The organism is Microbacterium sp. DMC48, from assembly GCF_056313825.1.
The window spans coordinates 541,806-554,232 of the sequence record NZ_JBQUZN010000003.1 but is presented as its reverse complement, the minus strand read 5'-3'; the positions used below and the strand labels follow the sequence as shown (position 1 = coordinate 554,232).

Genomic DNA, 12,427 nt, shown 5'->3' with positions numbered 1-12,427 from the left:
CGTATGGATACGGATGTGCTGGTCATCGGTGAGGCGCTCATCGACATCGTCGAGAGCGCCGAGGGCGACCGCGAGCTCGTCGGCGGCAGCCCTGCCAACGTCGCCGTGGGCCTTGCCCGGCAGGGACACGCGGTGCGTCTGCTGACCCGACTGGGGCGCGACGAGCGCGGCGCGCGGATCGCTGCCCAGATCGCCGAATCCGGCGCCGTCGTCGACGAGGAGTCGTGGACGGATGCCGCGACCTCCACCGCCCGCGCACGACTGCGTCCGGACGGTTCCGCCGAGTACGAGTTCGCGATCGACTGGGCGGTTCCCGCGGCATCCCTGGACGGAGCCCGTGTCGTCCACACCGGTTCGATCGCGCTCTTCCTGGAGCCGGGCGGCAGCGCCGTGCTGGAGGTCCTGCGTCGCGCCGCCGACACGGGTGCGGCGCTGGTGACGCTCGACCCGAACATCCGCCCGGCGCTCGTCGGCGCGCACGAGGTCGCGCTCGCACGTTTCGCCCAGGCCGCGGCATCGGCCGATCTGGTCAAGCTGAGCGACGAGGACGCCGCGTGGCTGTACCCGGGGTTGGACGCCGACGCCGTGCTGCACCAGGTCGCCGCCTACGGGCCGCGCGTGATCGTCATGACCCGAGGCGGCGAGGGCGCCGTCGGGCTGGGGCCCGGTGGTGTGAGCGCCGTCGATGCGCTGGCTGTCACGGTCGTCGACACGATCGGTGCCGGCGACGCGTACATGGCGAGCCTCATCTCCAGCGCGCTGGACGATCCTGCGATCTTCGAGGACGCCGCCTCGTTCGCCGCGGCGCTGCGCCGTGCCGCCGTCACCGCCGGCATCACCGTCTCGCGGGCCGGTGCGAACCCGCCGACCCGTGCCGACGTGGACGAGCGTCTCGGCTGAGCCGGCTGCGCACGTCCCCACCCACAAGAAAGGTCTCCTGTCATGACTGTTGTCGTCACCGCCGTCTTCCAGCCCGTCGACGGCCAGCGCCCCGCACTCATCGAGGCGCTCAGTGCCGCCATGCCCGCCGTCCACGCCGAGGAGGGGTGTCTGCTCTATGCCATCCACGCCGCCTCCGACGGGACGGTCGTGATGATCGAGAAATGGGCGGAGCCCGCCGCCCTCGCCGCGCACGCGCAGGGCGACGCCGTGAAGGCCCTGCAAGCCGCCGTCACCGGCCTGGTGACCGGGCCTGCCGAGGTCGTGACGATGACTCCTGTGCCGGCCGGGACGCCGTCCCAAGGCGCTCTGTGACGACAGGCGAGCTCGTTTCCGACTCCGCGGGAGGGATGCGGCTGCGCCTCGATCTCGCCTACGACGGCACGGACTTCCGCGGGTGGGCCCGTCAACCGGGTCTGCGCACCGTTCAGGGCACGCTCGAGACAGCACTGGCCCGCGTGCTCGGCGGCGATCCGCAGCTGGTCGTGGCGGGGCGAACCGACGCCGGGGTGCACGCGGCCGGGCAGGTCGCCCACCTCGATCTCACCGATCGGCAGCAGCAGCGGCTGTCGTCCAGCCGCGGCGGCACCGCCGAGGCGCTGGCTGCCCGCATCAACGGCGTGCTCGGTGCCTATCCCGACGTCGTGGTGCACCGCACCGCCGTCGCACCGGACGGTTTCGATGCGCGGTTCTCGGCCGTCTGGCGACGCTACGAGTACCGCATCGCCGATCGCATCGCCGGCTACGACCCCCTCGAGCGCGTGCGCACGACCAGCGTGAAGGCCGCGCTGGACGTGGACGCGATGGATGCCGCGGCACGGTCGCTCATCGGTCTGCACGATTTCGCGGCGTATTGCAAATGGCGGGAGGGGGCGACCACGATCCGCACCCTGCTGGAGTTCGGCTGGGGTCGAGACGATCACGGCATCCTGATCGCGCGCGTGAAAGCCGACGCGTTCTGCCACAGCATGGTGCGCGCCCTCGTCGGTGCCTGCGCGGCGGTCGGCGAAGGGCGGCGGAAGATCGCCGACGTCGCCGCGATCCGCGACGGCGGGGTGCGCACGAGCGACGTGAAGGTGCTCGCGGCCCGCGGTCTCACCCTCACCGAGGTCGGCTACCCCGCCGATGACCTGCTGGGTTCCCGCGCCGCGCAGACGCGCGCACGCCGCAGCCTCGACGCCGACTGAGCCGGCCGGGTCCCGTTGTCAAGACGGAGCAGATTCCTAGGACCGCCGCTTAGGCTGAGAGCGACGGAAGGCGGGGGATGAAGGTCATCTCGTACAACCTCAACAAGCACAAGGCGATCGGCGAGCTCGGCGAGCTGGTCGAGAGCACGGGGGCCGACGTCCTCTGCCTGCAGGAGGCGGTCTCCAGCGACCTGCCGTCGCAGATCGGCGATCTGCACCTGGCCGAGGCGACGGCACGCAACCGGCTGGGACTTGCGCTGTACTACCGGCGAAGCGTCTTCGATGCGCGCGACGTGCGTGCGCTCGCGCTGAAGAAGTCGCTGCACGACCGTGTGCTCAAGCCCGCGGAGGAGCGCATGCTGGCGGTGCGCCTGCACGACATCGACCTCGGCCGCGAGGTGATCGTCGCGAGCTTCCACGCCGCCCCGCTGACCGCGCTCAACTCGCTGCGGCGCAAGCAGATCCAGGCCGCGCTGGAAGAGCTCTCCAGCCTCGGCCCCGACCTGCCGATCCTCATGGTCGGCGACTACAACTATCCGGTGTTCAAAGAGAACCTCGGCCAGCACGTGCGTGAGTCCGGGTACGAGCTCACCCTGAGCGATGCCCGCACGTACACGCGCTACAAGTTCTTCCGCGGCCACTACGACTTCGCGACGAGCGTGGGGTTCGACATCGCGACGATCACGACGCTGCCGCAGGGGCGCAGCGACCACCTGCCCATTCTGATCACTGCCGAGCCGCGCGCCCTGGCCCCGCGCACCCCCTGACCCTCTTTGTCACGGCCCACGATCCTGTGGCCGTGCGGTGCCGCGGCGTAACGTGGAGGCACCGATCCCAACGGAGGGACGAATCATGGTCGAGAAGATCGTCGTGGCTGTGACGGGGGCACCCGTCTCCGAACGTGCGGTGCGATGGGCGCTGCAGCGGGCGCAGGCCGCTCCGCCCGGCACGCAGGGCATCGAGCTGATGTCGGTGATCGGGGGAGCGCTCGGCGCCGTCGGCGAGGCGGCGCTGATCGCGCAGGCCGTCGCCGACACCGAGACCGTGCTGGAGCGCCTGGCGGCGCCGGTGCGGGATGCCGGCATCACGGTGATGACACGGGTGGAAACCGGCAACCCCGTGTCCCGCCTCATCGACGCCAGCGTCAACGCCTCACTCCTCGTGCTGGGCAGCGATTACCGCGGACCGGGCGACGGACCGGCGCGCGGCGCCCACGGCATCCGTATCGTCGCCGGGGCCGCCTGCCCGGTCGTAGTGGTGCCCGACACGGCACTCGTCGGGCGGCGCGGGGTCGTCGTCGGCGTCGACGGGTCGCCGGTGTCCGAGCATGCGCTGCGTTTCGCGGCGCGCGAGGCCGACCGCCTGGGCGAACCGCTCACCGCGGTCAGTGTCTGGACTCCCATCGAGGCGCCCCGCAACGGACTGGCCGTCTACCCCGAGATGTACCTGTCGAACATGCAGGCCGCCACGGAGGAGATGCAGGCGGTGGCCCTCGCCGGGCTCGCCGTCGACTTCCCGGATCTGGTCGTCGAGCGCGTCGTCGAGCGCGGCTACCCCTCACGAGCGATCGCCTCGCGAGGTCTGACCGCTCGCCTCGTCGTCGTGGGTACGCACGGTCGCGGGGCCCTCGGCCGCTTCCTGCTCGGCTCGATCAGCCAGGAGGTGCTGTCGCATCTTCCCGCGGTGACCGCGGTGGTGCGCTGACGCCGCGCAGCCTGCGCACAACGAGAGAGCCTTCCCGGCCGTGACCGGGAAGGCTCTCTCGTTGTCGTTCTGGCGTGCGTCAGGCGTTGGTCTCCTGGCGGTTGCGACGCACCGTGGCGGCCACGGCGACGGTCGCACCGGCGAGGACGAGAGCGCCACCGCCGACCCAGATGCCGAGCAGCGACTCACTGTCGCCACCCGTCGAGGGCAGCGTGCCGCTGCCGCCGCCGGCCTCGGACGAGGCGCGAGCGCCGGTCGCGGCGAGCGTCCACGAGGAGCCCACCGGCGGGGTGCCGACGATCGTCGCCGTGGCGACGCCCGACGAGTCGGCGGTCTTGGTGACCGTCGTGGAGCTGACCGCGAACTTGACCGCGGCGAGGTTGCCCGCGCCGACGCCTTCGCCCACGAGCGTGAAGGTCACGCTCGCGCCCGGCTGGAAGCCGGTCACGGGAACGGGACCGGGCGCCGTGACCGTCACGGTGACGGTGTCGGGGCCGGTCGGGGTGTAAGCCTGTGCCATTGCCGGGGCGGCGAAAACCAACCCTGCGGCGATCGCGACGGAGGCCGCGACCTTGGTGAAACGGTGCTTCATGAGTGCCTGCTTTCGAATCCGGTCTGGGGGTACCTGATGATCCGCTCGTTCCGTATATCCGGTCTTGATGCAGATGGGGGGATGGAGAGTGAAGCGGTATGGTGGTGCTGATGCTCTCCCGAGTATTCCCTAGGGGTCTGCCGGATTGCAAACTCCTGCGGTTTCCGATATGTAAATGTTTCGCGACGTGAAGGAGACCTGCCGGATGGAACGCCCCGGGAGTCGCCGCCGTGCTCTGAGCGCCGCGCTCGCCGCGCTGGTCGTCGTGATCCCGCTGGTCGGTTGCGGGCCCGCGCCATGGGCCGCGCAGGCGACGACACCCGCGCCCGCTCCCACGACCGCCGTCCCGGTTCCGACGCCGGTCTCCAACGATCTGTCGGGCGGATCGACCCAGCGCACGCTCACGGCGGGCGCGGTCTCGGCAGCAGTGAACTACTGGTCGACGTTGCGGATGGACCGCTGGACGCCGGCGGCGATCAAGCCGATCAGTCTGTCGATGGTGACGACGATCACGCCCAATGACGGGCAGAAGGTCTATCTCCAGCGCGCCACGATGACCGCGATCCCCGCGAACGCGTCGCAGACGTTCGCACCGCTGGATGCCCAGGTGGATCAGGCCACGGTCTCTCCCGGATACCTGGTGCTGTCGCCCTACAGCTATTCCAACACCTTCAATGTCGGCACGGTCCCCGCCGAGGCCACCTACGTCACGGTGCAGTTCGAGTACGACTTCCTCGTGCAGACGACGCCGACCTCGACCGAGTTCGCGAAGCAGACCGCGAGTGACACGCTGACGATCGCGATCGCCGCCCAGAACGGCGGCTGAACGCGCCTTCCTCAAGATCGGGTAAAGACCGTGTCGAGGTTTCCCTGATTCGCACGTCCCGCCGGTGGTCCATAGATAGCGTGTGGATCATGCTTCCCGCCCCCTCGCGTCCTCCCCGCCTCCGCGCCCTCGCCGCCGCCGCCGCGGGCCTCGTGGTGCTGACGTCCCTGACCGGCTGCACCCAGATCGCCAGCGCCTTCAACGGTCTGCAGCAGAACGCGGTGTCCACGCCTGCCCCGCGCCCGGCGGTCACCCAGGCCGTCAGCATGCCCTACGACTCGAAGTTCACCTACGACGGCTCGGTGTCGCTGTCCACCGATGTCGCCGATGGGCTCGAGGTGCGCCTGGACGTCTGGGCCGCCGATCCGAAGCGCACTCAGGAGTGGGCACCCGACAACGACAAGACCTTCGGTTTCGCGGTCAACGTGGTCGATCACCGCGTCGATGAGAAGGCGGTGCTCACGCAGAAGCGACGTGTGTACCTGTCGATGGTCAGCATCACCTCGCAGGTGTCGCAGTCCACGATCGGTCAGCAGCAGATGATGTCGCCGTTCCAGTTCTCGGCCGACCCGCGCACCCTGGTGCCGTCCGACACGATGCGCTCCGACCGCGGCCTCCTGCTGAACACCTTCCAGGGCGGGCTGCTCGTGCCGACGACGACGATCCACCAGCTGCCGGCCGACACCTACGGGATCACCCTCCAGTTCGCCCTGCAGGTGTGGGTGGAGGGCACGGCCAACACGGATACGAGCTTCCAGCAGCAGACCGTCTATCAGGTTCTTCCGATCGCCATCTTCTCCCCGACCGCCCCCACTCAATAGTCTGTTGTCCACATCGACACGAGGTACACCGTGAGCACGCCCTTCGACACCGGCCGGCAGGCCGCCGAACCGCAGTTCCGTGCGGCACCCTTCGGGGCGCCGCCGGCACCGCCGGCGCAGCCGTACGGGTTCCCCGTGCCGCAGGAGTCCTTCCACCCCGCGGAGCTCGCCATCCCCGAGCTCGACGACTTCTCCTCGGTGCTCGAGCACACGACCGTGCACCGCTCGACCATCGGGTGTGTCGTGCCTGCGTACAACGAGGAGGAGTCGATCGCCGACGTGCTGCGCTCGCTGCTCGGGCAGAGCCGGGTGCCCGACGTGATCCACGTCGTCGTCAACAACACGTCCGACGCGACGGTCAAGATCGCGTCGGAGTTCAGCGGTCCGCACGAGATCACCACCGAGCTGGGCGAGCAGTTCACCGAGGTGTTCGTCCACGACATCGGCAAGAACCCCGACAAGAAGGTCGGAGCGCTCAACTACGGCTACGCACTGGTCGAGGGGTACGACTACCTGCTCGGTGTGGACGGTGACACGATCGCCGACCGCCGGGCCGTCGAGTTCCTCGAGGGCGAAGCCGTCGGCGACTCCCGCATCGGCGGGATCTCTGCGATCTACTCGATCGATGACCGCCCGATCAAGGGCGTCATCGCGAAGTTCCTCATCGCCGGCCAGCGCACCCAGTTCGCGGCCTTCAACCTGCAGAACCTGTTGCGCGGGCGCAACATGGCGGTGCTGGGCGGGCAGTTCTCGATCTTCTCGACGACAGCGCTGCGCGATGTCATGAAGGCGAACCACCAGAACTCGCCCTGGGTCAAGGACAGCGAGGTCGAAGACTCGCTGCTGTCGCTGCAGATCAAGAGCGCCGGCTACCTCACCAAGATCAGCCCCTTCGCCCGCGCCGACGTGGGCGGAATGACCACGCTCAAGGGTTACGACGCCCAGCAGGTGAAGTGGACCTACGGCGCGATCGAGCTCATGTGGCCGGGTCAGCGCGGCGACACCAAGGGGCAGCCGTTCCACCCGAACTTGCGCCTGCGGTGGTTCGAGAACTTCTCGATGCTCACCAACCTCTTCGTGCGCGTCGCCTTCCTCACCCTGCTGATCGCCTCGCTCTCGATCAACGCGTTCGTCTTCTCACCGTGGTGGCTCATCCCGCCGGTGGTCGCGATGATGCTGAACCTGCGGGTCGCACGGGCGATGGAGACCTGCAACAGTCGCGATCTTCTCTTCGCCGGCCTGATGTTCCCCGCGGAGATCTTCATGTGGGTGCGCATCAGCCACTTCCTGCGGTCGTGGACGCGGTTCCTGTCGCGCAAGAAGGTCGACAACTGGGCGATGCAGGCCAAGGCCGAACGCGGCGGCGGCAGCATCGGTCACTGGGTGCCGTTCATCATGCTCGCCATCGTCGCGATCGCGGTCGCGGTGATCTGGAACATGCTCGACCCGGTGGCGCAGTCGGCGATCCTCTGGGTGGGCTGGCCCATCGTCGGGGTGGTCACGGTCATCCAGACCGTGCTCATGTCGTTCCGGCTGTTCCGTCGTCACCAGGGCTTCAAGGTCTGACGGCCCGCGACGAAGACCCGCGGTGCCCGTCGGCGACGCTCCTCGGCGTCGCTCAGGCGGCGTGCTCTGCCGTCAGCCGGTAGCCCACGCCGCGCACGGTCTCGATGTACCGCGGGTTGGCGGGGTTGTCGCCGAGCTTTCGGCGGAGGTTGGTCATGTGTGCCTCGATCGCGCGCTTGTCGGCCTCGCCCACGAAGTAGCTCGTCACGTACGACTCCCCGCGCAACACGAGGGTCAGATCGGCCTTGCTGCGCACCCGCCGCTTGGACTCCATGAGGGTCGCCAGCAGATCGAACTCGGTGCGCGTGAGCACCAGCTCCTGACCGGCGATCGCGGCGACGCGCTGCTCCGGGTTCACGGTGAGATCGCGGTGCGCGACCCAGCCGGGCCCGGTGTAGGCGACCACCTCACCGGCGGCCCCCGCCGTGGCGAGGGCGCTGCCGGGCGACTGGGGCCCGACGCTCGAGGGCACGACGATCGGCTGCGCCGGCGGCGCCGGTGCGGCGGGTGCCGCCGCGGACGGAACGGGTGCGGCGGATGCCGGGGCCGTCTGCTCCTGCGGCTGCGCAGGCGCTGCGGAGGGCTGCGCGCCGTCGAAGCTGTAGGGCGGGTCGGCCGGCGCGGCGGGAGGCCAGCCGGCGGGCTGGGCCTCGACCGGTGTCGGCCAGCCGGGGGCCTGCGGCGGATACCCGTACCCGGCGGCGGGAGCCTGCGGCATCCCGTAGTCGGGCACGCGCGGCGCGCCCGGACGCGCTCCGGGGAAGGACGGGCCGCCGACCTCCTGGCGGGGCGCGGCCACCTGCGGCGCGCCGCCGGCCGTGGCGCGCGGGCGGCGCAGGAGCGAGTCGATGCGAGCGCGCAGCTCGCGCGGGCGGAACGGCTTCACGATGTAGTCGTCGGCGCCGGAGCCGAGCCCGACGACGACGTCGGCCTCTTCCTCGAGGCCGGTGATCATGATGATGAACGTGTCGCTCTGCGCGCGGATGCGCCGCGCTGCCTCGAATCCGTCGATGCCGGGCATGTTCACGTCGAGAGTGGTGACGAGAGGCTGGTAGGAGAGCACCGCCCGCACGCCGTCGATGCCGTTGCCGACCGACACCGTCGAGAAGCCCGCGGCTTCGAGCACCTCGACGATGAGGTGACGGATGTCGGGATCATCCTCGATGATCACGGCGGTTTTCATCGGTAACGAAGGATCGGTCATGGTCCCGGGACTCTCCAGTAGGGGGGTGTGGAGCACGGTGCTGAGCCACAGTCTAGCCACGCGCCGCAGCGGCGGGATCGAGGTGGCGTCAGCGCACGCCGCTGGTGAGTTCCACGGCCGCGGCGGGCCACCACAACCCGGCCGCCGGACCGCCGTTGCAGACGCCGTCGCTCTCGCCCGGAGGCTTGATCCAGAGGTTGGTGTCCACGACGTCGTCGCCGAAGGTCCCGGTGGCATCGCCGACGCGCTGCCCGGACGGGTTGCACCAGGTCGCACCGGCGGTCGCGACGCCGTTGCGCGAGGTGTCGATGATGGCGTGGGTGCCCCCCAGGCGGTCCGACAGCGCGTGCGCGTAGGCGAACTCGTCGTACGTCGACTGGTAGTTGGAGACGTTGGTGGCCACACCGCGCACCCGGTCGATGATGCCCATCTGGCGAATGAGCTGGGCCATCTCGTCGGGGCTGTGCCAGGCGCTGTGTCCACCGTCGATGTAGATCCATGTCGCCGTCGACGAGAGGGCGTCGACCGCGCCCGAGAGGAAGCCGGCACGCGTCGCGACATCCCCGCACTCGCTGGTCAGGGCGATGCTGTCGGGTTCGAGGATGATGATCTTCTGCTGGTCGGGCGCCGTCTTCAGCGCCTTTCCGATCTCCGCGACCCAGCGGGGGTAGTCGGAGGGCGACAGGCCGCCGGCGGAGTGATTGCCGCAATCGCGGTCGGGCAGGCCGTAGACGACCATCGCCGTGGCGCGATTCTGATCGCGGGCCTGGGCGATGAGGTCCAGAACCGTTCCGCCGACGGTTCCGATGGGATCCTGCTCAGGGGTCAGCCAGTAGGCGGTGGGCTGCGCGGCGAGGTAGGTCGTGCCGGCGGTGGCATCGGCATCCATCGGCAGGTTCTCGAGTGCGATCCGTGCCTTCGACTGCTGCGGCGCGATGACGGTCGTTCCGACGGCGGGCGGCTGGGCGAGCATGGCATGCACCCCCTGGGTGACGGCGATCCCCACCCCGGCGATCGCGCCCACCACGATCACGGCGGCGAGGACGATGACGGCGATGACGATTCCGCGTCTCGGCACGCGCCGAGGGGACAGGATGCGCCTGCGGGGGGAGGAGGACACGTCTGAACTGTACCGGTGCGGGGAGCGCGGGCGGCCGTTCAGAGGTCGTTGCGGTCGCGACGACGGCGAACGGCGAGGGCGACGAGCACGACCGCGCCGGCGAGGACGAGCGCTCCGCCGCCCACCCAGACGCCGACGAGCTGACCGCTGTCGCCGCCGGTGCGCGGAAGGCCGTCGGCGCCGGTGGTCGACGCGCTGGCCGTACCGCCGGCCGAGCTGCGCGAGATCGCAGCGATGTTGTAGACGCCGCTCGCGGTCGCGGGCAGGACGATGCGGACCTCGCCGAGGGCGCCGTTCGCGTCGGAGGTGCGTGTGGTGCTGCCCGTGCTGATGCCGAGGTGCACCATGGCGAACGACGTGTTCGCGCCGTCGTGCCCGGTGACGGTGATGGTGACCGGCTCATCGGCGCCGAACGTGCGCTCTGCGCAGGAGAACGACAGGGTGCCGCCGGCGGTGATGCTGGCCGGAGAGGTCGTGCACGAGTCGACCGGCGGGTAGATCGTGGAGGCGTGGGCCGCGTTCGGGGCGAGCGCGAGAACGACTCCCACCAGGGCCGCCCCCGCGGCGCGCGCCAGACGGTCGGCGGTACGGCGGCGCGAGCGGGTCATGGAGCTTCTCCCTGCGGTGTGCACCAGACCGGGGACGAACCGGCCGAGCGTGCGATGCAGGGAGTCTACCCCGCGCCGCAGGTCGCCACGACGACGGGAGCGCGCGCGGCATCCGCCGTCGGTGTGACGACGGCCTGGGCGTCGCCGGCGGCGGTGTTCGCCCGGACGGTGACCGTCACGCCCGTGGATGCTCCCGGGGTGAGGTCGATGCCGAAAGTGAGCACCCGGCGTCCCTCGTGCACGCCGCCCGCGAAGCCGGCGCCGTTCGTGGCCGTCGCCGAGACGAGCTCGAAGCCTTGCGGCAGGTAGATGTTGCCGACGACCTCGGCGGCGCCCGGCGCCGTGCCGTAGACGCCGCCGCCGGTGATGTACTCCGGCAGCGTCGTCGCGGCGTCGGCGGGCGCGCGGCTGGTCAGGGTGAGCTGCAGGGTGAGCTGGCGGGGCGCGCTCTGCCCGCCCGGCCGGCACGACGCCCAGGCGAGAGAGACGTCGGGGTCGATGTAGTAGCTCATCTTCGACCCGGTGCCGTCGTTCAGAAAGACGCCGAACCGTGCCGTGTGCGCGTCGGTGACCGGAAGCTGACCGGCCACGACGGTGCCGTCGATGATCGCCTGCTCGTCGGCGTGCGCGCTCCAGGCGAGCAGGCGATGCTCTTCGCCGGCCCGGGTGAGGGCGGAGATGAGGCCGGATGCCGAGCCCCGCCCGTCGGCGAGGGCCTGGAAGACCGCGCCGGCCGCACCGGCGAAGAACGCGTCCTGATCGGCGGGCTTGGCGTACCGCAGGTACACCTCGTTGAGCAGCAGCGGGATCGCGTTGTCGGCGCTGAGGGCGTCGCCGCTCGGGAGGGCGACCGGACCGGTGGTCTGCAGCAGGTACGACAGCACGACCGGGTCGATGGCGAGCACGCCGTCGACGTCGGTGCCCGTCTTCAGCCGGTACATCTCCCGCGCGATCGGAGCGTCGACCGTGAAGTCGGGGATCTGCGTGAGGTTCTGGAAGTATCGCGCCGGCTTGGTGTCGTAGATCTTCGTGACCTCGTCGGGCAGGGCGACGACCGGGTTCGTGAAGCCGCGCGGCAGATCGCCCGACGAGAGCGCGCCGATCAGTGACAGGCGTCCGTCATCGGCACGCAGCACCACCGCGGCGCCGGCGATGCCGCCCAGCGAGCGCCACTCGGCGTTGTTCTGGACGAGCACCAGGTATGTTCGCGGTCCGTTCCGACCGAGCATGTCGGGCAGCAGCCGCGAGGTGCGCGACAGGGTGTCCACGGCGGTCGAGACGGTCGAGAAGAGATCGTCGGCACGGTCGACGGCCGTGCCGACGACGCCGATCAGCGGGGTGCGGTCGATGTCCTGCACGGCGACGGCGGCGTCGGCTGCGCGCGTCGCGGCATCCTGGGCGGGTGTCACGAGACCCGCGAGGACACTCGTGTCGAGGCGTCCACCGACGGGGCGCAGGCCGTCGATCGACACGTTCTGAGCCGCGGTGGCCAGGGGCAGCAGACTCTCCCGAAGGAGTTCGTCGGATGCCGCGGCGACCGTCCCGAACGCCGCCAGCTGCGGGCCGATCCACGGTGTGTGGCTGGCGAACGCCCAGACGGGGTCGGAGGTGAGCTGGTGCGCCTCGGACGCGTCGGCGGCCAGCCGTGCCAGCGTCGGCGCGGCGGATGACGGGTCGGCGGCCAGCGCCGCGGTGCTCTGCGCTGCTCCGGTCTGTATCCGCTGCAGATGCTGGTAGGCGAGGGCCCCGCGCACACCCACCCACACGGCGATCGCGACCGCCAGCAGCAGCAGACCCGCGACGGTCCACGCGAAGATGCGGCCCGCGGTGCGCGCCGGGCGGGGGAGTGCGCTCACGCCA

At 70.4% G+C, this 12,427-nt stretch carries 13 protein-coding genes; 8 read left to right on the top strand and 5 right to left on the bottom strand.

Annotated features, from left to right (window positions below; translation table 11 throughout):
• The first annotated feature begins 3 nt into the window (after nt 1–3).
• From ACT53O_RS02585 to ACT53O_RS02565, 5 genes are all read left to right on the top strand, one after another.
• Entirely contained in the window at nt 4–900 is an 897-nt protein-coding gene (locus tag ACT53O_RS02585; RefSeq protein ID WP_476151249.1) for a carbohydrate kinase family protein, read from the top strand.
• Between the two features lie 42 nt (nt 901–942).
• Nucleotides 943–1,254: a putative quinol monooxygenase gene (locus tag ACT53O_RS02580; protein WP_476151248.1), complete on the top strand. Its 312-nt coding sequence runs from the start codon at nt 943–945 to the stop codon at nt 1,252–1,254.
• 35 nt (nt 1,255–1,289) lie between these two features.
• The gene (truA, locus tag ACT53O_RS02575) at nt 1,290–2,126 is read left to right on the top strand and encodes a tRNA pseudouridine(38-40) synthase TruA (protein ID WP_476151529.1); all 837 of its coding nucleotides are present in this window, start codon (nt 1,290–1,292) and stop codon (nt 2,124–2,126) included.
• 77 nt (nt 2,127–2,203) lie between these two features.
• A complete protein-coding gene (locus ACT53O_RS02570) occupies nt 2,204–2,893 on the top strand; it encodes an endonuclease/exonuclease/phosphatase family protein (RefSeq protein WP_476151246.1) in 690 nt (229 codons plus the stop codon).
• Between the two features lie 85 nt (nt 2,894–2,978).
• Nucleotides 2,979–3,830, top strand: a complete 852-nt coding sequence (locus ACT53O_RS02565; protein ID WP_476151245.1) for a universal stress protein — start codon at nt 2,979–2,981, stop codon at nt 3,828–3,830.
• Between the two features lie 79 nt (nt 3,831–3,909).
• Here ACT53O_RS02565 and ACT53O_RS02560 read toward each other — a convergent pair whose 3' ends face one another.
• The gene (locus ACT53O_RS02560; RefSeq protein ID WP_476151244.1) at nt 3,910–4,422 is read right to left on the bottom strand and encodes an LPXTG cell wall anchor domain-containing protein; all 513 of its coding nucleotides are present in this window, start codon (nt 4,420–4,422) and stop codon (nt 3,910–3,912) included.
• A gap of 205 nt (nt 4,423–4,627) precedes the next feature.
• Here ACT53O_RS02560 and ACT53O_RS02555 point away from each other — a divergent pair, with 205 nt between their 5' ends.
• The 3 genes from ACT53O_RS02555 (at nt 4,628) to ACT53O_RS02545 (ending at nt 7,635) form a co-directional block, all read left to right on the top strand.
• A complete protein-coding gene (locus ACT53O_RS02555) occupies nt 4,628–5,248 on the top strand; it encodes a hypothetical protein (protein WP_135948572.1) in 621 nt (206 codons plus the stop codon).
• Between the two features lie 89 nt (nt 5,249–5,337).
• Nucleotides 5,338–6,069 carry a fructose 1,6-bisphosphatase gene (locus ACT53O_RS02550; protein ID WP_476151243.1) on the top strand — a complete coding sequence of 244 codons (732 nt, stop codon included), beginning with the start codon at nt 5,338–5,340 and terminating at the stop codon, nt 6,067–6,069.
• 30 nt (nt 6,070–6,099) lie between these two features.
• On the top strand, nt 6,100–7,635 hold the full coding sequence (locus tag ACT53O_RS02545; RefSeq protein ID WP_036318668.1) for a glycosyltransferase family 2 protein: 1,536 nt from the start codon (nt 6,100–6,102) through the stop codon (nt 7,633–7,635).
• 52 nt (nt 7,636–7,687) lie between these two features.
• On the opposite strand, the gene ACT53O_RS02540 is transcribed toward ACT53O_RS02545, so the two are convergent.
• From ACT53O_RS02540 to ACT53O_RS02525, 4 genes are all read right to left on the bottom strand, one after another.
• Nucleotides 7,688–8,818: a response regulator transcription factor gene (locus ACT53O_RS02540; protein WP_476151242.1), complete on the bottom strand. Its 1,131-nt coding sequence runs from the start codon at nt 8,816–8,818 to the stop codon at nt 7,688–7,690.
• Between the two features lie 109 nt (nt 8,819–8,927).
• The gene (locus ACT53O_RS02535) at nt 8,928–9,959 is read right to left on the bottom strand and encodes a glycoside hydrolase family 6 protein (protein ID WP_476151241.1); all 1,032 of its coding nucleotides are present in this window, start codon (nt 9,957–9,959) and stop codon (nt 8,928–8,930) included.
• A 38-nt stretch (nt 9,960–9,997) separates the two neighbouring features.
• Nucleotides 9,998–10,567 carry a cell wall protein gene (locus ACT53O_RS02530; protein WP_476151240.1) on the bottom strand — a complete coding sequence of 190 codons (570 nt, stop codon included), beginning with the start codon at nt 10,565–10,567 and terminating at the stop codon, nt 9,998–10,000.
• Nucleotides 10,568–10,632: 65 nt separating this feature from the next.
• Nucleotides 10,633–12,423, bottom strand: coding sequence for a DUF4012 domain-containing protein (locus ACT53O_RS02525; RefSeq protein ID WP_476151239.1), 1,791 nt, complete (start codon nt 12,421–12,423; stop codon nt 10,633–10,635).
• Between the last annotated feature and the right edge of the window lie 4 nt (nt 12,424–12,427).